Source organism: Bacillus sp. RO1 (genome assembly GCF_012524115.1).
GTDB lineage: Bacteria > Bacillota > Bacilli > Bacillales > Bacillaceae_I > Sutcliffiella_A.
In genome coordinates, this window is the sequence record NZ_JAAZWB010000085.1 from 50,747 (window position 1) to 70,097 (window position 19,351).

The 19,351-nt window shown below is 41.5% G+C and carries 22 protein-coding genes; 8 read left to right on the forward strand and 14 right to left on the reverse strand.

Going from position 1 to position 19,351, the window contains the following annotated elements:
* The first annotated feature begins 65 nt into the window (after window positions 1-65).
* Entirely contained in the window at window positions 66-758 is a 693-nt protein-coding gene (locus HC179_RS16470; RefSeq protein ID WP_168865305.1) for a DUF2225 domain-containing protein, read from the forward strand.
* 75 nt (window positions 759-833) lie between these two features.
* Here HC179_RS16470 and HC179_RS16475 read toward each other — a convergent pair whose 3' ends face one another.
* Complete coding sequence (locus HC179_RS16475; protein ID WP_187442110.1) at window positions 834-1,070, reverse strand: YuzB family protein; 237 nt, start codon at window positions 1,068-1,070, stop codon at window positions 834-836.
* A gap of 339 nt (window positions 1,071-1,409) precedes the next feature.
* Here HC179_RS16475 and HC179_RS16480 point away from each other — a divergent pair, with 339 nt between their 5' ends.
* The gene (locus tag HC179_RS16480; protein WP_168865306.1) at window positions 1,410-2,477 is read left to right on the forward strand and encodes an NAD(P)/FAD-dependent oxidoreductase; all 1,068 of its coding nucleotides are present in this window, start codon (window positions 1,410-1,412) and stop codon (window positions 2,475-2,477) included.
* A gap of 42 nt (window positions 2,478-2,519) precedes the next feature.
* On the opposite strand, the gene HC179_RS16485 is transcribed toward HC179_RS16480, so the two are convergent.
* Window positions 2,520-2,846 (reverse strand): YuzD family protein, encoded by a 327-nt coding sequence (locus HC179_RS16485; protein WP_168865307.1) that lies wholly within the window; start codon window positions 2,844-2,846, stop codon window positions 2,520-2,522.
* A 165-nt stretch (window positions 2,847-3,011) separates the two neighbouring features.
* On the opposite strand from HC179_RS16485, the gene HC179_RS16490 reads away from it, so the two are divergent.
* Complete coding sequence (locus tag HC179_RS16490) at window positions 3,012-3,248, forward strand: NifU family protein (protein ID WP_010196573.1); 237 nt, start codon at window positions 3,012-3,014, stop codon at window positions 3,246-3,248.
* 304 nt (window positions 3,249-3,552) lie between these two features.
* Here the strand turns inward: HC179_RS16490 and thrB are convergent, their stop codons facing one another.
* The 5 genes from thrB to yutH form a co-directional block, all read right to left on the reverse strand.
* The gene (thrB, locus tag HC179_RS16495) at window positions 3,553-4,473 is read right to left on the reverse strand and encodes a homoserine kinase (RefSeq protein WP_168865308.1); all 921 of its coding nucleotides are present in this window, start codon (window positions 4,471-4,473) and stop codon (window positions 3,553-3,555) included.
* Window positions 4,470-5,525 carry a threonine synthase gene (gene thrC / locus HC179_RS16500; protein WP_168865343.1) on the reverse strand — a complete coding sequence of 352 codons (1,056 nt, stop codon included), beginning with the start codon at window positions 5,523-5,525 and terminating at the stop codon, window positions 4,470-4,472. Before thrC ends, thrB begins: the two co-directional genes overlap by 4 nt.
* A complete protein-coding gene (locus tag HC179_RS16505; protein ID WP_346775154.1) occupies window positions 5,525-6,823 on the reverse strand; it encodes a homoserine dehydrogenase in 1,299 nt (432 codons plus the stop codon). Before HC179_RS16505 ends, thrC begins: the two co-directional genes overlap by 1 nt.
* 297 nt (window positions 6,824-7,120) lie before the next feature.
* The gene (locus HC179_RS16510) at window positions 7,121-8,083 is read right to left on the reverse strand and encodes a 2-hydroxyacid dehydrogenase (RefSeq protein WP_168865310.1); all 963 of its coding nucleotides are present in this window, start codon (window positions 8,081-8,083) and stop codon (window positions 7,121-7,123) included.
* A gap of 101 nt (window positions 8,084-8,184) precedes the next feature.
* The gene (gene yutH / locus HC179_RS16515; RefSeq protein WP_168865311.1) at window positions 8,185-9,192 is read right to left on the reverse strand and encodes a spore coat putative kinase YutH; all 1,008 of its coding nucleotides are present in this window, start codon (window positions 9,190-9,192) and stop codon (window positions 8,185-8,187) included.
* A gap of 340 nt (window positions 9,193-9,532) precedes the next feature.
* Here yutH and HC179_RS16520 point away from each other — a divergent pair, with 340 nt between their 5' ends.
* Window positions 9,533-10,015 (forward strand): phosphatidylglycerophosphatase A, encoded by a 483-nt coding sequence (locus HC179_RS16520; protein ID WP_168865344.1) that lies wholly within the window; start codon window positions 9,533-9,535, stop codon window positions 10,013-10,015.
* 83 nt (window positions 10,016-10,098) lie between these two features.
* On the opposite strand, the gene HC179_RS16525 is transcribed toward HC179_RS16520, so the two are convergent.
* The 3 genes from HC179_RS16525 to HC179_RS16535 all read right to left on the reverse strand — a co-directional run bounded on the left by HC179_RS16525 (window position 10,099) and on the right by HC179_RS16535 (window position 12,782).
* Entirely contained in the window at window positions 10,099-10,869 is a 771-nt protein-coding gene (locus tag HC179_RS16525; RefSeq protein WP_168865312.1) for a TIGR01457 family HAD-type hydrolase, read from the reverse strand.
* A gap of 132 nt (window positions 10,870-11,001) precedes the next feature.
* On the reverse strand, window positions 11,002-11,439 hold the full coding sequence (locus HC179_RS16530) for a DUF86 domain-containing protein (protein ID WP_168865313.1): 438 nt from the start codon (window positions 11,437-11,439) through the stop codon (window positions 11,002-11,004).
* 35 nt (window positions 11,440-11,474) lie between these two features.
* Window positions 11,475-12,782 carry an EAL domain-containing protein gene (locus HC179_RS16535; protein WP_168865314.1) on the reverse strand — a complete coding sequence of 436 codons (1,308 nt, stop codon included), beginning with the start codon at window positions 12,780-12,782 and terminating at the stop codon, window positions 11,475-11,477.
* Window positions 12,783-12,960: 178 nt separating this feature from the next.
* Here HC179_RS16535 and HC179_RS16540 point away from each other — a divergent pair, with 178 nt between their 5' ends.
* On the forward strand, window positions 12,961-13,227 hold the full coding sequence (locus HC179_RS16540) for an SAV0927 family protein (protein ID WP_168865315.1): 267 nt from the start codon (window positions 12,961-12,963) through the stop codon (window positions 13,225-13,227).
* 73 nt (window positions 13,228-13,300) lie between these two features.
* Window positions 13,301-13,606 carry a cytosolic protein gene (locus HC179_RS16545; RefSeq protein ID WP_168865316.1) on the forward strand — a complete coding sequence of 102 codons (306 nt, stop codon included), beginning with the start codon at window positions 13,301-13,303 and terminating at the stop codon, window positions 13,604-13,606.
* A 44-nt stretch (window positions 13,607-13,650) separates the two neighbouring features.
* On the opposite strand, the gene HC179_RS16550 is transcribed toward HC179_RS16545, so the two are convergent.
* Window positions 13,651-13,944 (reverse strand): YutD family protein, encoded by a 294-nt coding sequence (locus tag HC179_RS16550; RefSeq protein ID WP_060665478.1) that lies wholly within the window; start codon window positions 13,942-13,944, stop codon window positions 13,651-13,653.
* Between the two features lie 109 nt (window positions 13,945-14,053).
* On the opposite strand from HC179_RS16550, the gene HC179_RS16555 reads away from it, so the two are divergent.
* On the forward strand, window positions 14,054-14,743 hold the full coding sequence (locus tag HC179_RS16555) for a YhcN/YlaJ family sporulation lipoprotein (protein WP_168865317.1): 690 nt from the start codon (window positions 14,054-14,056) through the stop codon (window positions 14,741-14,743).
* A 253-nt stretch (window positions 14,744-14,996) separates the two neighbouring features.
* Here HC179_RS16555 and lipA read toward each other — a convergent pair whose 3' ends face one another.
* Window positions 14,997-15,893, reverse strand: a complete 897-nt coding sequence (gene lipA, locus HC179_RS16560) for a lipoyl synthase (RefSeq protein WP_168865345.1) — start codon at window positions 15,891-15,893, stop codon at window positions 14,997-14,999.
* A gap of 295 nt (window positions 15,894-16,188) precedes the next feature.
* On the opposite strand from lipA, the gene HC179_RS16565 reads away from it, so the two are divergent.
* Window positions 16,189-17,136 (forward strand): M23 family metallopeptidase, encoded by a 948-nt coding sequence (locus HC179_RS16565; RefSeq protein ID WP_205825365.1) that lies wholly within the window; start codon window positions 16,189-16,191, stop codon window positions 17,134-17,136.
* Window positions 17,137-17,603: 467 nt separating this feature from the next.
* Here the strand turns inward: HC179_RS16565 and HC179_RS16570 are convergent, their stop codons facing one another.
* Window positions 17,604-17,708, reverse strand: a complete 105-nt coding sequence (locus tag HC179_RS16570) for a methionine/alanine import family NSS transporter small subunit (protein ID WP_010196622.1) — start codon at window positions 17,706-17,708, stop codon at window positions 17,604-17,606.
* A complete protein-coding gene (locus HC179_RS16575; RefSeq protein ID WP_168865319.1) occupies window positions 17,708-19,234 on the reverse strand; it encodes a sodium-dependent transporter in 1,527 nt (508 codons plus the stop codon). The genes HC179_RS16570 and HC179_RS16575 overlap by 1 nt, the downstream gene beginning before the upstream one ends.
* Window positions 19,235-19,351 lie beyond the last annotated feature (117 nt).

The window sequence follows — 19,351 nt, forward strand, 5'->3', positions numbered from 1 at the left end:
TCTGCATTTTCCTCTTATGGTACTTTTGTATTATATTGTCGAGAGAGTTAAGAGAGGGTGACAAAATGGAACAATACTATAGCCGAAATATTTCATGTGTAAATTGTAAGCATGCATACAGCACGTTAAAAATAAAATCCCGTTATATTCGTCCTATAACCCATGATTCGGATTTTTGTTCTACTTACCAGTCATTAGAGACCAACCCTCTCCTTTATTACGTTTCTGTTTGTCCACATTGTGGATATGCGGTTTCAGACGAATTTAACTCTAAATTGACGAAAGAAGCACATTTCGCCATACAAACAAAGATACAAAAGCATTGGAACTATAAAAATTACGGGCAGAAGCGTTCTGTAGAAACTGCCATAAACTCGTATAAATTAGGGATCTATTCAGGGCTTATTAAAAAAGAAACTCCAATTGTCATGGCAGGTCTCTATCTTCGACTTGCTTGGATATATCGCACCATTGAACAGAGTAATACGCAGGAGCAGAGATTTCTAAAGCTTGCGATAGAGCAGTATGAACTTTCCTATACTATAGGGGATTATGAAGAAAAAGGGATGTCTGAAATAAAATTACTTTACTTAATAGGTGACCTTAATTGCCGTTTAAGCCTGGAACGACAAGCCATTCGATATTTCCAAATGGTCATTGGTCACAAGCATAAAGACAAGGAGCAACGCCTTGTAGAAAAAGCAAGGGACCGTTGGTATGAGATTCGAAAATCCCCAAAATTGAAAGTAAGTAGCTAGGATGGATGAAGTACATACCGGTACAATATAAAAAGAGCATGGTTCCCCAAGATGGGCTCCATGCTCTTTTTTGGATTAGAACATCGGGTTCTCTTCCAGATAAATATATATGTTGTCTACCAGCTGTTCCGGAGATTCTCCTGCCACAACGTCTCCGTTAACGAGAGCAAAAAGTGTGTCAAAGCATTTGCCACAATATCCTAGGCAGCCATATTCCACAATATCCAGATTTGGATCTTTTTCCAACACTTCTCTCGCTCTTTGCGAACCACTGGCTAAATTACTTATACAAAATTCGATGATTGGCTTCACTAATTTCACCCCTCTATTGCACTTCCATGCTACCTTTTTTTCCTTAAAACGTCAATTATGAAGTTTCTCTATAAAGTGTTGATATTAATCGACTTAACTCAACATTTTTCCGAAAGAATGTTGTTATTTTGTCATAATTTCGATATACTTTTAATGTTATTTTATTTAAACGTGTTATACATTTTCAAAATGAAAGCGCAATTGTATTACAATTTGTGTTTTCTTTCACATAAAAGTTTTCCTAGAATACTAGTTTTATGAATCTTCTTACCATTACCTTCAAAGGGTCTACGTTATTATACTTTTGATTCTATTCGCTTAAAAAGGGGTTTAGCTGCTATGAAAAAACTTGTTGTGCTTGGCGCAGGCTACGGTGGTATGCGCGTTTTACATCGACTTCTTCCTAATCAATTACCATCTGATATTGAAATTGTATTGGTGGACAGAGCTCCATATCATAGTTTGAAAACAGAATTCTATGCATTGGCTGCGGGAACGATTTCAGACCATCATGTACGAGTAACTTTTCCAGAACATGAAAGACTTTCTGTTAAGTACGGAGAGGTTTCCAAAGTGGACATGGATCAAAAAATGGTACACTTTGAAGATCAGAGCACGCTTTCCTTCGATGATCTCATCATCGGCCTTGGCTGTGAGGACAAGTACCATGATATTCCTGGTGCAGAAGAATACACGTACAGTATTCAGACTATTAATAAGTCCAGAAAGGCTTACCAGGCTTTAAACGACTTACCGGCTAATAAAGTGGTTGCTATTGTCGGTGGTGGATTGAGTGGGGTTGAGATTGCGAGTGAGCTTCGTGAAAGCCGTCCAGACTTGACCATTAAACTATTCGACCGCGGTAATATCATTCTTTCGAGCTTTCCTGAAAGACTTAGTAAATATGTACAAAACTGGTTTGAGACGCATGGAGTGGAAGTAGTGAATGGCTCAAACATCACCCGTGTAGAGGAAAACACCCTTTACAACCATGACGAACCGGTACATTGTGATGTAATCGTTTGGACTGCAGGAATTCAGCCAAACAAAGTAGTTCGTGAGCTAGATGTCGAAAAAGATGGACAAGGTCGCGTGGTCCTGACAAAACAGCACAACATACCAGGCCATGAGAATATTTATGTAGTTGGGGATTGTGCCAGCCTCCCTCACGCACCAAGTGCTCAATTAGCAGAAGGACAAGCTGAACAGATTGTCCAAGTGTTATTGAAACGCTGGAATGGCGAAGCTCCTCCAGAAGAATTCCCTGCCATCAAGCTAAAAGGAGTATTAGGCTCACTAGGCAAGAAGCATGGATTTGGCTTGGTCAATGAAAGACCGTTAACTGGCCGAGTGGCGCGTTTATTGAAATCCGGTATTCTTTGGATGTATAAATATCATAATGGCTAAAAAATATCCCCAAAAGTCGTTTTGACTCTTGGGGATTAATTTTTATGATGCCGCGTATCCATACTTCTCCATCTCAGAATAAATGGTTTTCAATTTAGGATTGCCTTCTCCCACAATCTCCCCTTCGATGACCACTACGGGATAAAACATATCTTCCTCCACGACTCTAGCGGCAAATTCTCTCTTTTCACCGTCACAATCTTCCGTTTTATAAATATCTATATAAGAGATGGTGAATTCTTGATTTGGATATTTTCTTGCTACTGCAGCTTCTAACCATTCGTAGGTTTCTTTTGATGATGGAAGGTTAACACAGCTAGGGCATAGCACCTCTGCACCATATACACAAATTTCTACCTTTTTCTTCATAAGCCGACATCCCCCAACATTCATTACTTTTTCTTTATTTTAACGTAAAACGCTTACTTTTTCATGGAATTAATCTCGATTTCCTAAAAAGACCCAGTGCAGAGCAATAGATTTTTTGAGAGGTTTTCTTTATAATAGAATTATGTAAGGAAAGGAGCGATAACTATGTCTAACCCGGAAATCAATGCGCAAGTTCAGGAAGTACTAGATAAATTACGTCCATTTCTTCTTCGTGACGGAGGGGACTGTGAATTAGTAGATGTGGAAGACGGCATCGTAAAGTTGCGTCTATTAGGTGCATGCGGTTCTTGCCCAAGTTCCACTATCACGTTGAAAGCTGGTATTGAGCGTGCATTACTTGAAGAAGTACCAGGCATCATTGAAGTAGAGCAAGTATTCTAAAGTTAAGGGATTTGTAGCTGTTGATTGAAGTATAGGGCGTAGACTCCTACGGAAGGTAGTGCTTAGAGTAGACTCCGTAGGCATAGCCGAGGAGGCTCCGCAAGCACCCCGTGGAAAGCGAAGCACGATGCGGAAATTACCAGCGGTGTTTTATAGTCCTGACATTTAAACAAAACCGGCAAGCGGACATTTCTAGTCAGCTTGCCGGTTTTTTATATAGCTCTTTACTCAAAGATTATTGTTATTATTTATAAAAAGTCGATTTGAGTTTACGAAACAGCAACAAAGCTTACGAAAACAGCATTTATATGGATGACACTTTACATAAATGATTGGAATGCACCTCGCTGCCTGCTTTACTTACTTGCAAAAGCTCCACTTTATGTTGGGAGAACTCCGAAGACAGCGTGCTAACGACTTTTCTTCCTTTTCCTTTTTCACAAAAGCAGATGACTGTAGGTCCGGCTCCGCTGATTGTCACTCCAAACGCACCTGCCTCCCCTGCTCTCTCCTTTAATTGTTGAAAATTTGGAAACAACTTTTGGCGATATGGCTCGTGGAAAATATCACTTTCCATCATTTTGCCGACAAGATCCCATTTTTTGAGCATAAACGCCCCGAGCATGACATTGGCATGACTACTACCGGTCACTGCCTCACTGAATGAAAGACTATCTGGCAACAAACCTCTTGAATCCTTTGTTTTGGCCTCAAATTCAGGAATCACCGCAACCAGTTCCACCTCCTCCACTGGAAGTTTGACATATTCCCATTTATCATTTTGGTAGGTAGAGACGACAAGCCCACCATAGAGAGAGGGTGCTACATTATCCGCATGACCTTCAAACTTTGCTGCTAGCTGCAGTTTTTCATCTGGACTAAGATTTTTCTCACAGAGTACATTCATGATTTCAATGGCTCCTACAATGGCTGCTGCACTGCTGCCGAGTCCTCTTGCAAGCGGAATATCACTCATGGTCAAAACGTGCGCAGGAGGAGCTTCAACGTTCCAAAGCTTCTGCAATTCAAGACAAACGGTATAGAGAATATTTTCCTCCTTTTTTATAGAAAGAGGCGGCACACTTGTAAACTTCCATTCGTCTGAATGATTGACAAAAAGGGTAACGTATTTGTTTACAGCCATTCCGATAGAATCAAATCCTGGTCCAAGATTGGCAGAGCTTCCGGGTACTTTGATGACAAATCCATCTCTATATCCGTTCATACCGTTACACCTTCGAACGATTTGACGAGTTGGGAATAGTCATTGGGAATCTTTTGTACTTTTACATCCGCATAACTCGTAGCTGTTACCGGATCCTTCAAACCATTTCCAGTCAATACTGCAACCACCTGCTTACCTTTTGCCAGTTCTCCTGTTTTTAGCTGTTTGATAACTCCAGCAACGGATGCGCTAGATGCTGGTTCTGCAAACACTCCTTCTGTTTGAGCAAGTAATTTATAGGCATACAGCATTTCTTCATCTGTAACAAAATCAATTTTCCCATTTGAATCCTCTGCTGCCCGAACTGCATACTTCCAACTGGCAGGATTTCCGATACGAATGGCTGTTGCGATTGTTTCTGGGTGAGGAATGACCCTGTTTTGGACGATTGCCGCTGCTCCCTCCGCTTCAAATCCACGCATTTCAGGTAATCCCGTTCCCTTTTCTTGATGATATTCTTGAAAACCTCGCCAATATGCGGTGATGTTCCCTGCATTTCCGACAGGCAGGGCGAGGACATCTGGTGCTTTTCCAAGCTGATCGCACACTTCAAAAGCAGCCGTTTTTTGTCCTTCAATTCTATATGGATTAAGAGAGTTTACGAGCGTGATAGGAAGCTCCTCTGATAATTGCCGGACCATTTGCAAAGCTTCATCAAAATTTCCATCCAAGGAATAGATCTCTGCGCCATACATGACGGCCTGTGCAAGCTTTCCTTGCGCGATTTTCCCGTCCGGAATTACGACAATGCATTTCATGCCCGCTCTTGCCGCATAGGCTGCTGCAGATGCTGATGTGTTACCTGTAGAGGCACAAACAACTGTTGTACTTCCTTCTTCTTTTGCCTTCGCAACGGCTAGCGCCATTCCTCTGTCCTTGAAAGAGCCGGTTGGATTGGCTCCTTCCACTTTTACATGCAACTCCACTCCAAGTTGTTCAGAAAGGTTTTCGAGAAACAGCAGTGGCGTGTGCCCTTCCTGAAGGGAAACGTTTGGCGTTTGCTCACTAACTGGTAGAAATCTGCTATATTCCTTGACTAGTCCCCTCCACATCATACTGCGACTTCCCCTTCCACCCGATAACTGCTTTTTATTTCTTTCACATACTTCATATCTGCCAGCTCTTGAAGTAGATTGTCATAGCGCTCTAGAGATGCATGATGTGTCACGACCACCACTTCTGCCAAGGCCTCGTCTTTTAGAGGGAGCTGTAAGATCTTTTCAAAGCTGACTCCCTTTTGCGAAAATAGATTCGTAATGTGAGAGAGTACTCCTACTTCATCTTGTACATGAACCCTGAGGAAATGCTTTGCTTGAATTTCTTCTTTTCCTTTGAGAGTCTTTTGGAACTGAGGGGATACCATGCTTTTTCCATTCACGCCAAGGCGCATGTTTTTCATAACTCCCACAAGGTCGGACACAACCGCTGTTGCTGTAGGCAAACTGCCTGCACCTGGTCCGTAAAACATCGTTTCTCCTACCGCTTCGCCGTACACATACACCGCATTATATTCGTTCTGCACACTTGCCAATGGATGTGCATGCGGGAGAAGAGTCGGCTGAACGCTGACCTCGACCTTTTCTTTTTCACGATGCGCGATACCAATCAGTTTCATTGTGTACCCAAGTTTTTTGCTATAGTTCAGATCCTCTTCAGAGATGGAACTAATTCCTCTCACCTGGACATCTTTGAGTTCGATATTCATCGAAAACCCTAACGTGGAAAGGATGGCCATTTTTCTTGCCGCATCAATTCCTTCCACATCCGCTGTCGGATCGGCTTCAGCAAATCCAAGTTCCTGTGCTTCTTTCAGCACTTCTTCATAGGAAGAACCTTCATTGTTCATTTTTGTAAGGATGAAATTCGTCGTTCCGTTTACGATCCCCATCATTTTCGTGATTCTATCTGACGCAAGCCCATCTACTAAACCTCTAAGAATAGGAATCCCACCTGCCACACTAGCTTCGTAAAATAGGTCACAATTATTCTGGGCGGCTGCCGCTAAAAGCTCTGATCCATACACGGCCATTAAATCTTTATTTGCAGTAACAACATGTTTCTTGTTATGAAGCGCCCTTAAAATATGATGACGAGTCTCTTCGACTCCCCCCATTACCTCAATCACCACGTCAATTTCAGGATCATCAAGCACCTCTTCTGCATGCAAAGTCAACAACTCGGGATTCAAATCCACCAACCGCTCCTTATGCAAGTCCTTCACAAGCGCCTTCTTCACGCGCACCGGACAACCCACCTGATGCATCAACTTATCCTGATGACCCTCCACAATCTTCACTACACCACAACCAACCGTACCCAACCCCAACAAACCAACCGAAATCACCTTCACTGCGCTCCACTCCCCTTTAAGGGGTCTGACCCTCATTGCGTTAAAGGATTAAAGAGGGGTCTGACCCTCACTCCTCTAATGCGCTAAAGAGACTCCCTCATTTTTCTTTTTGTCTTTTCTGTGTGTACATTTGTTTTTATATAATGGACATTATAGAGGGGTTTGGCGTGCTTGACAAGGGGAGAATTTTGCTTTTTTAGTTTGTAAGCGCTTAACATATTGGGGGAGTAGTAAGAAAAAAATAAGGGACCGGATCTCTTCTCCACACTTCCTTGTGGAGAAGAGATCCGGTCCTCATCATACCTTCGTTTTCACTTGATTTCCTTGTAGTACCGCGACAATATTATCTCTGCATAGCTTTATCATCGTAGTCCTGGTTTCTACACTTGCGCTTCCGATATGCGGAATTGCCACCACTTGAGGAAAACGAAGCAACGGATGGTCGGAGCCTATAGGTTCCTCATAGAAAACGTCCAATCCAGCTCCGGCAATTTCATTGTGATTTAAAGCAGCGATAAGCGCTTCCTCATCCACCACCTGCCCCCTCCCTACATTTATAAAGAAGGCAGAATTCTTCATACGGGTGAATGCATCATGATTAAACAGATGTCTCGTATCAACCGTTAACGGCGTTAAGCAGACAACATAATCTGATTCCTCTAACAACTGTTCAAAGCTGCGGTATGCCGCCCCTAGCTCCTGTTCAGTTTCCATATCGCGGTTTCTATTATGGTAGAGGATCTCCATTCCAAAGCCACTAGCTCTTCTAGCAACAGCTTGTCCTATTTTGCCCATGCCAACTATCCCGATTGTTTTCTGATGAACATCGGCACCTGCAAGCAGGAAGGGACTCCAGCTTTTCCAGTGTCCCTCTTTTACAAATTCTTGAGCTTCCGTAATTCTTCTTGCTGTAGCTAGCATCAACGCAAAAGTAAGGTCTGCAGTCGTTTCTGTCAGCACATCAGGTGTATTACAAACAGTCACACCTTTCTTTGTTGCTGCCTGTATGTCAATATTGTCATATCCAACTGCAAGGTTAGCCACAACCTTAAGGTTTGGCGCTTGCTCTAACAGTTCTTCATCTACTTTATCTGAAAGCATCGTCAATAGAGCCGTTGCTTTTTTAGCTTCTTTCATCAACATCTCCCTCGGAACAGGCTCGCTTTCACTGTCCCACATCTTCACATCTGCAATCTCCATAAGAGGGGTGAATACTTCTTCTTTAAGTTTTCTTGTTATAAACACATACGGCCTTTTCATCTGTTTCTCTCCCTACATCTTGTTGTCTGGAATAGTTCTCAAGCTATCTGTTATTTTATCACTCATAGCTTTTCCAAAACATACAAATATAGGGCAAGCGCTTATTTTTTCACCCAATCAAATACCGGGATTCCATAGTTTTTAGCAGGCACGCCTGCGAGATCATAAAAATTTCCGAGAAGCTGTTCATAGTGAGTGGAAGAATGCAGTATTGCTTTCATCCGATCCTCGTGCCATTTTTTATCAGCAACAGGTCCGCTCGTATAATAGTCCTCTACACATTCAAAGTAGTGAATGGGAAATGTCAATCTTGCATACAGTAGTCGCCATGAAAAGCTTGATAGCGGAGATACCCTTTCATAGTCTTGTAAAAAAGTTTGGATCTTCGTTGGGTTCATGTCTTCTCCTTTGCGGCATTCTACCCTTATCCATTCCGAAAGGTCTCTGCTTGCATGATCAAAAATCCAATCTGTCGGGAGCTTCATCCATTGCGCCTGCTGCCAGGTGAGATCTGTGAAGCGGTGGTGGCAGAGTGTAGCTGCATCATTCATCATCGGACTATCATCAAGCTCTGTGTCCACTAGATACTGAATGGCATTTTCGGTCAATCCTAAATAGTAAGGAAAGGACTCAACAAACTGGGTATCAAAAACATCAACTGGATTGCTTCTTACCTTTTCTCTGAAAAAGCTCTCCATTTGGTCGACCCTTTTTACCCACAAGCTTTTCCATTGACCGATTCGATTAATAGCTGTCACTTTTGCAGGATAACTTCTAGCATGCGTATGAAAGGCAGCCAGTTCTTTTCCGACAACTAATTTCCTAGAACTGTAATCATACGGCATCCGGAAAAGAGCGATCTGCCGGCCATCTATCTCCGTTGTATAGGTATCATTCTTATTTTTCACAAAAGAACTAACATATATATCTTTATGCGTGCGTATCATATAGTCACTTATCTTTTGAAGTTCATCAATTTCTTCTGCTTCCAAGTGAGCAACAGGTACCATGATATAAAGTACGCGATTAGACCAAAAAGCATCAAACTGTCGTACCCTTTGCTTCCTTTCCACCCTTAACTCATATTGATCATAAATAATCTGCTTCAACTCTGTTCCCTCCTTCTCCCTAGTACCAACTATATGAAGAAAACAGAGAAAACTTGTTACAAATAATAGCCATCTTCCTAAACACAATGACCAAAACACCACCAAACACACACATAAATCACACCAAAAGCTATTAATTCCACCAAATTAGGGCATAAAGGGAAGATAAAGAAACAAAAAAGAATAAAAGGGGTCTGACCCTCAGCGTTCTAATGTATTAAAGAGGTAAAGATTTAAAGAGGGGTCTGACCCTCACCGCTCTAAAGTACTAAAGAGGGACCTAAATCCCCCTCGACTATATTATAAAAGATGGGTGAGTTGTATGAAGAATTTTGAGAGTATGGATGATGTGGAGAAGAAGGCACGGGCGTTGTTGGAGGAGCGCGGGGTGACGATGGATGATATTGCGGAGTTGGTGTATTTCTTGCAGTCGAAGTATCATCCTTCCCTGGAGCGTTCCGAGTGTCTGGAGAATGTGGACCGCGTTCTTTCTAAGCGTGAAGTTCAAAATACCGTCCTTACAGCAATTGAATTAGACATATTGGCTGAACAAGGTAAAATTCAAGAGCCTCTCTTAAGAATATTGCGCGATGATGAAGGATTGTATGGCGTGGATGAGGTTTTGGCATTATCGATTGTAAACGTATACGGCTCCATTGGCTTTACGAACTACGGATATATCGATAAATTAAAACCAGGCATACTCGAACACCTCAATGACAAGAGCTCTGGAAAAGTTCATACCTTCCTCGATGATATCGTCGGAGCTATCGCTGCCGCAGCATCAAGCCGTTTGGCTCATCGAGCAGCGAATACAGAATGAACGAATAGACAATAAAAAACCAGGAAGCCGAACTAAAAGCTCGCTGCCTGGTTTTTTCACGTCCTTTATCATAATGAGATTTCTTATATTCTTTCAATCCACTCTTTCAACGAATCCACCGTATAGGTCGGCTGCTCCTCATACGTTTCTAAATGCGCCTTTGTCGTCACACCCGTATGCACAAGGAGCGTGTCCATCCCCGCATTCATCCCAGCTTTAATATCGGTATGGTAATTATCCCCCACCATCAGCGTTTCTTCACGAGGCACCCCCAATACTTTCAGAGCCTGCTCCATGATGACTTTTTCTGGTTTACCGATAAAGGTCGGTTGTGTTTCCGTTGAAACCGTCAATACAGAAGTCAACGATCCGTTTCCAGGTAGTAACCCTCTTTCAGTCGGAATGGCAATATCACCGTTAGTGGAAATAAATCGCGCACCATTACGAATATTAATTGCACCAAGTGCCAACTTTTCATAACTGATGGATCGGTCAATTCCGCTTACTACCACGTCTGCACCCTCATCAACCAATTCGAACCCCTTCTCCAGCAACGCCGTTCTGATTCCTTCCTCACCAATAACATATATTTTCGCCTCAGGCTTGTAATCATAAATATAATTGGCCGTGGCATTGCTTGTTGTAAAAACTTGTTCATCCAAGGTCGGTATGCCAAAGTCTCTTAATTTTTGGGCAACCTGTTGTGGTGTTCTAGAGGAATTATTCGTTACAAAAAGATAAGGAATCTTTTTATCATATAAGGCTTTTACAAAATGGCTTGCCTCTTCAATCTTTTCTTTTCCACGATACATCGTGCCGTCAAGGTCAATCAAAAATCCTTGGTACTTTTTCATCTATTTTCACACTCCACTATATTCATTTCATTAGTTTAGGTTTGTTTCAACCTGTTCATGTTAGCACAATTTACTAGCCTGATAAAAGCAAGAAAGAACGCTCCCATTAAAGAAAGCGTTCTCAACTCAGCATTAATTTCTAAAAGCCGAAACAGGCCCTAATTCATTTTCGAGATAAACACGGACAGCACTACAGAACCCAACAACTGTCTCCTGTACATCCTCTAAACACGTTTCCACCTCTTCATGAGAAATCATAAGATATTCTTGTACTAGTGTTTTTCGGAGTCGAACAAGTCTCTTTAACTGCTGGGCCATGTCACCGGTCACTACTTTTTCATCTTCGAGAATGTCAATGATGTCCTCATAACTACCAGGGTCCCGCATGATAAAGCCGTCAATCATCGCATTACCCACGTCCAGTAAGCCTTCAATGATTGCTACTGCAACACGCTCAAGCGCCTTCTTTTCGATGGAAGAATTCCAAGAGTCGTGCTGTTGATATAAGGCTATATTTTCTTCAATATAAAGTAACGTATGCTCAATTTTTTCTCGATCCACAAAGTACATTCTGTATTCTCCTTTGTATGTCATCTTGGCTGTTGTTATGTTATCGGTTGCAGCAGTTTGGGCCTGGCGTAAAAATAACCTTGCGCCATGTCCACTTTATGCTTGGAGAGAATCTGGACCTCTTCAGGACGCTCGATCCCTTCTGCTACCACAAGGGATCCTGTCTCATTTGCTATTAACAAAAGCCCCTGCAGCATTTTCTCTTTGACCATGTTTTTATCTATATCTTGGATAACAGAACGATCGATTTTTATGATATCAGGCATAATTCTATTGATGGTATGGAAGCTCGCATAACCAGCACCTGTATCATCAACAGCAATTTGAAAGCCCAGATCCCTAAGCGCCTCAATGTTACGCTCAAAATTTTTCAAACCATCAATAGAGTCCTGTTCTGTCACTTCAATGGCAATATTCTGCGGAATAATCTCTGGATACTTTTTCAAAAGGGCCAGCATTTTCTCTATTAACTCTACCTCATTTAATGTAGTTGGAGTAAAATTGATAAAAATTGCTTCCTTCATTTTGCACTGATAAATTAGTTGAAATGCCTTTTCTAATATAAGTAACTCCAGCATAAATAACCGATTAGTCTGTTTGGCGATGGAAAATAACTGCAAAGGGTTTTCCATCAATGACCCTTTAGGGCCGCGAGTCAGCAACTCCCACGCCTTAATGCCGCCTTTGGACACATCCATGATTGGTTGGGCCAATAGCGTAATATCTTTAAAAGCAATGATTTGATTTATTTGAAACTTTAATTGCTGAAATTGTAATTTATCCTGTTTCTCGGCCATGGCCATTGCCTGTACATGAGCTTTAAGCATACATTCAGACAACGAATACTCTCCTGACTCCAAGAAAATATAACCAAATTGCACACACAGATGCTGGTTATCCAACTGTTTATAATTGTGTCCTTCTATTACTGTCTTTACTTTAGCAAGCCTATCCTCAAGTTCCATTGTACTGTGAAACCTTGCATCCACTTTCAATAACAAAGAAATTCCATCACTATATTGTTCATGTAAACACACGATTTCTTCATCTGCAAAAGTTTGCCCAATGACTTTTCTAAGCTGCGCCTTGATAACTTCTCGACACAATAAATATTTACGCCTGCCTATTTTTGAAATGATATTCTCCAAGTCAGGAAAATAAAATGAAATTACCGCTACCTGAAATCCTTTTTTTAAGGTATGCTTCACTCGTTGTTCAATTGGATTTCTCAAAATAAAGATCGGTGGATAATAACGCAGATATTTGGACGGAAGCATTATTTTTACTAGATGTGAGCCATTCTTTTTATAGTATCTCTTTATGCGATTCCAGCTTCGCCCCATGAAGTGGCTCCCTTCTCTCTAGACAAAAATCAGCAAGTTGTATTTCTTTTATTTTATCACAAAAAATAAGAAAATTGTCCCATTTATTGCATAGCGTAGATATAATTAAAAATTTCCGATAACAAGAAAGACGTTGTATTTGTTATACTAGAAAAAGATGCAAGAAGGAGGTTTCAATGTGGGAGAGAAATTCTTTTTATATGATGATACAGTCGATACCAAAACCCGTTTTGTAAGCTTTATGGGGGAAAATAATCGCTTTGACTTGGCAATAGTCAAATCCGATCGCTATTATGGAAAAAGTCTTGTACTCGATATCCAAGGCAACCGTTTTGCCATCATCGGCAGTGATGACCTAGATGAACCAGGCTATCTTGAGCATGCATACCAGTTATCAGAAGAAGATGCAGCTGAATTGCGTTCATTTCTTTATGAAGTAGTCTAAGCACCGAAATTCATAATAATCCCCAATTGTCTCGGTAAAACTAACCTTACTCTAAGACAAAGGGGATTTTTTCATGTTTATTGATGAAAAGGATAAAGAAGAAGAACACTATACTGATTTCTCTAATGTTGAAACGCAGCGGAATTATTTAATACCTGAAACATTACCTGAAGGTCCTTATGGCTCTCCCCGCGGCAAAGACACACCGGTGGAAAATAAAAGCACTCCTTGGCGTGAAGGCCAGCGCTATTATAGTGCCTTTAATTATGAAAACAAAAATCTGCACCAGGATATCCCAAGACAGCATCCCGGTGCCCACCCCACCCATGATGACAAAAATATGAACGAAGAGCCCCCATATGGGAATGAAAATGACTAATAAAAGGACCCCAGAAAACTTCAATGGGGTCCTTTTTGCAATAATTATTTCGCTTCCGTTGCAGGTTTCTTTACCTTCTTTAATACAAAGTAGGCACAGCCAAAATTGCAATATTCCAAAATGTAGTCAGGCAGTGTGCTTATTTTTGTGTCATGGGTGGATTTATGATTTTGGTCTTCGAAAAATCCTCTTAACCGCAATTGGTTATAACCCCAGTCACCGACAATATAGTCATATTTATTTAATACATCTATATATCTAGCGCGAAAGGTTTCCTCATTGAAGCCGTTTCGGTTCTCTTCCAATAACTCGTAGCAATGGTTTCCAATACAAATCATTTTCCGTTCCTCCATTTCTGCTCTTATTTACATTATAGACCATTCTCCACTAATTTCTAAGTCAAAATTTTTATCAACGGGCAATCCTATACGTAAGGAGGTGTTTCCATTGAGGAAAACAATAAAAATTCTTGCAGCATGCAGTTTAGTTACTGCAATCACTTCAGCCTGTTCTTTTGACCCAACGCCAGAAGAACGCCAAGCCAGAAGCGTCATATACGGGCGTGATGGGCAGCCAATGAATACAAATACAGGACACCGTTACGATATGTATGATGTAAGAGACAGCAATAACCATGATCAAACTCGCTTCGGTTACGTTCGCGACCAAGCTGAGCCAGTGAGAAACTCTCAGCGCTACAATGAGAACATCGCTGCCGTGGATTACGGCGAAATTGCCAATATCATCAACAAAATGGTTGTTCAGTTACCTGCAATAGAGGATTCTGCGACACTCGTTACAGATGAAGAAGTACTTATTGCATATGAAACAAACAGTGATGATAGAGAACTAACAGCCGATCAGGTAAGTAAAACCGGATTATCCATCGTTCCACGATACTATCATGTTTACATTTCTGATAATCCAGAAATGATTCATGATATTGAACGTTTTCGTTCCCTTGGTGTGACAAGTCCTAGGGTGGATGAAATTTTGGAAAGCACCATTAAAGAAATGCTCAAATCTCCACAAGGTAAACAGTTGAATACTGGCGAAAATGGAAATGGTGAAGCAGACGGCGAGATGAATGAAGAATCAGACAAAAGTGAATTCCGAAAACAAATGAAAAACGATTAACAAAAAAAGGTACAGTTCCTTAGAAATAAAGTAGGAGCTGTACCTTTTTTTATAATAAATCCAAGTTGATTGAAGTGGAAGGCGCGCAGACTCCTCGAAAATGCTACCGCATTTTCTTCGTGCGATGAATCGCTGTCGAAGCCTTCCTTGTCCTATGGGAGGAAAGGACAGGGGAGACCCCCAAGCGTTGTGAGGAGGTTCCCGGACCGCCCATGGAAAGCGAAGCGCCTGGATCGGAAATCAACCGTCAGTGCTATGCCTGTGCTTGTCTTGCTTTAGATGCTTCGTTTACTTGCTCATCAGCATGATAAGAAGAACGGACAAGTGGACCGGCTTCACAATGACTGAAACCTTTCGTCATTGCGATTTCCTTTAACTCTGCAAACTCATCTGGATGATAATACTTCTGCACCTTAATATGTTTCTTAGAAGGCTGCAAGTATTGACCAATTGCCATTATGTCTACATTATTGGCACGAAGATCATCCATTGTTTCGATTATCTCTTCTTTTGTTTCTCCAAGTCCAATCATGATGCTTGATTTTGTTGGAATGTCAGGTTGTAATTCTTTTGCACGACGCAATAATTCAAGAGAACGGTCATAGGTAGCTCTCGCACGCACTCGAGGTGTTAAAGAACGAACTGTTTCAATGTTATGGTTTAGAATGTCCGGTCTTGCTGCCATCAACATTTCAATGTTCTCATAAACCCCACCCATATCAGAAGGTAATACTTCAATCGTTGTAAAAGGGTTTTCACGGCGAACCGCTCTAATCGTTTCTGCAAAAATGGCAGCTCCGCCATCTTTTAGATCATCACGGGCAACCGCTGTAATAACAGCATGCTTTAAGTTCATTAGTTTTACGGACTCTGCTACGCGTTCCGGCTCTTGTGTATCAAGCTCTGTTGGCAATCCTGTCTTGACCGCACAGAAACGGCAAGCACGCGTACAGACAGCACCAAGAATCATGAAAGTAGCTGTACGTCTAACTGCCCAGCATTCATGAATGTTTGGGCATTTTGCCTCTTCACAGACTGTGTTAAGATTGTGCTCTCTCATCAATTTTTTTAGTCCTGTATAGTTTTCATTCGTATTCAGCTTGATTTTCAGCCAATCTGGTTTACGTATGTACTCCTCTTTTTTAGCCATATGATCAACTCCAACTTGTCTTTTTTTCAAGATGACTTCACCAATAATTTATCTGTATATTTTCACTATTCTATCTTATTGTATAGGGAAAATGACATATTCACACCTGTCACTTTATCAAACATCCCGCAAAGAAACAAGTCCAAAACCTTCCACGAACATACTCCTGACAATCTTCCATGAATTAGTATTTATGAAATGAAGAAAACTTCCCAAACTAACAGTAGGAAATGAAAGAAAAGGAAGGAGTGAGGATTTGATACGGCTACTCTTGTGTGTAATTATTCTATTTAGCATGATTCCTGCAAATGCTATTGCTGAAGAAACAAATTTAACAGATGAACAAATATATGCCAAAAGGCAGGACCTATATAATCGAATGCAATCTGTCACCCAGATTCCATGGTACTATTTCGCAGCTGTTGATCAATATGAAAGAAATGTCCGCAGAGTTAGACGAGATATCCCGAAGGCAAAAGGAGTTATCGGTATTTATTATAAACCTGAGGTGTGGGCGGGTCCGTTAAATCCTAATTCACAGGACAGCAACCCTATGAGCATCCAATTCTTTGGTGGAAAGGGGAGGGATGGAAACGGGGATGGAGTTGCTGATGCCACAAATGATGAAGATGTATTATTTACATTTGCTAATTATCTCCAGTCTTTTGGTACAGATAAGGAAAATATAAAAATTGCCTTGTGGGAGTATTATCAGCGCGATAAAACGGTCGGGCTTATTATGAACCATATGAAACTTTATAGTACTTATAAAACCCTCAAGCTTGATACACATGCTTTTCCTCTACCAATCCGGTCCAATTTCAGCTATAAAAATACGTGGGGAGATGCACGCGGCTGGGGTGGAAGAAGAATGCATGAGGGTACAGATATATTTGCAAGTTACGGTGTCCCAGTTCGTTCCACTTGTTATGGTGTCATTGAAATAAAAGGGTGGAACAAGTTCGGCGGCTGGCGCCTTGGAATTCGTGACATAAATAATACCTACCATTATTTTGCCCATTTAAACGGCTTTGCCAAAGACCTAGAAGTAGGACAGGTGGTAGAACCAGGGCAAATTATCGGATCAGTAGGAAGCTCTGGTTATGGACCGCCTGGGACTGCAGGAAAATTCCCTCCACATCTTCACTATGGTATGTACAAAGACAACGGCTATTCCGAATGGTCCTTTGACCCGTTCCCACACTTAAAATCCTGGGAACGTGGGGATAGGAGAAAGCGTTAGAATTTTTACAAATAAATGTGTAAAACCGAAAAAATATTAGTTAGTGGTTAAATGCCGCTGTTCCTTTGCGCAAATGGCTTCGCTTTCCGCGGGACGGTGCCTTGAGCCTCCTCACTTCGTTGCGGGGTCTCAACCTACCGTTAATCCCCCGCTGGAGTCTTCGCCATTTGCTCCAATCCACAGCTAGAAATTATGTTAAAGAAACGTTAGCGTAAACCAATTAACTCGTCTAAGTACCTTTCTTTACCCTTTGAGTGAGAGCAGTTACCTCGTCGGTCGGAGTGTAAGGCACATACACGCCCGCGGGAGGAAAAGGGACAAATAAGCCCCGGAAGGCGAAACCTGAGGAGGCTCACGAACCGCCCGCAGGCAAACGAAGCGCCTGGAACGGAGATCATCCGGACACATGATACCATAAAAAAAGCTGTTGATTGAGAATTCACACTCGATCAACAGCTTTTTTAAATTTACGCTTCCTTGCTCTTTTTCATAGCCCAAAGGATACTTCCAGCAAGGCCACCCCAAATGATGACAATTCCGACAACCATCATGATAATCGCACTTGTTTCCATTATTTATTGACCTCCTTTGACGAGGAAGCTGGAAGCTCCAACGTGTCTCTTTTCCATTTAATAAGGGAGAAGGCAACACCTACAAGTAATGCAAGCAACGCTACTACTACACCATATTGGATTGTGAAGATACGTGGATAATCTCCGTATGCTTCTGCAATATTTGTACGGATAAGATCAATCATCATATATCCAAGTACAATTGGTGTGATTACTGCTAAGGACCAAGTCCACCAATGACCTAGGAATCCAGTTAATTTAATATCAGAGATTTCATTCGCATGGTTACGCAATGTCTTAAGCTGTCTTGCAAAATAGACAACGATAATTACTTGAACAAGACCTGCAAGCGCAACACCGAATTGATTGATAAAGTAATCTGCAACATCAAGGAAATTCAAGCCGCCTTTTGTTGCAAAAAGAATGGAGATAATTGCAGACAATCCACCACCAAATGCAACTGCTTTCGTACGGGACACTTTAAATTTGTCTTGCACCCCTGCAACAAAAGTTTCAACAATCGAAATCAGTGATGATAGTCCAGCCAGAACTAGAGATCCAAAGAACAAGAATCCAAACAATTCTTTAAATGCCGGGAACTCGTTAATGATCTGTGGGAACACGACGAATGCCAAGCCAACACCGCCTGCTACCACATCCTCTACTCCTACGCCTTGCTGTACTGCCATGAATCCCAAGATACTGAATACACCGATACCTGCTAATAATTCGAATCCCGAGTTACTGAAAGCAGTAATGAATGCGTTATTTGTAATATCCGCTTTTTTCGGAAGATAACTGGAATACGTGATCATGATGGCAAATGCAATGGATAAACTGAAGAAAATCTGTCCATATGCAGCTACCCAAACCTTACCATCCGCAATTGTGCTCCAGTCAGGTTTGAAGAATGCGTTTAGTCCTGTTGCTGCTCCTTCTAATGTCAGAGCGCGAACAACGATAATCAAGAACAAAACAACTAGTGCAGGGATGAAAATCTTATTTGCAACCTCTACACCTTTCTTAACACCTTTGAAAAGAATTCCTAGTGTCACAACCCATACAATTACTAATGGAAGTAATACCGAAGGAACAAGTCCCCCAATCTCACCTGGTGCAGCTACTTGAAGGTATTCTCCAATCAGGAATCCGCCTGTATCGTCTCCCCACTTTAGATTAAGCGAGAACACGGAGTAAGACATAGCCCAAGCAATGATGACGGCATAATAAGTAGAAATTACGAATGCAATACCAACTTGCCACCAGCCAAGCCATTCAGACTTTTTGTTCATTCTTGCATAAGAAAGTGGTGCTGAGCCGCGGTACTTATGGCCCATAGTGAATTCAAGGATTAATAATGGAATCCCTGCTGTCAGAAGAGCGAATAAATATGGTACAAAGAATGCTCCTCCTCCATTTTCATACGCAGTTGCTGGAAAACGCCAAATGTTTCCTAACCCGATGGCCGATCCAACCGCTGCTAAAATAAATCCTGCTCTTGTCCCCCATTGCGGTCGATTTTCCATTCTCTTTCTCCCCCTACTTAGACTCTTTTTTACCAAAAAATAGATAAAAGAATCTAAATGTTTTATTTTTTCTGATTATTTAATATAATTTATACATAGTATAACTAGACTTTATGA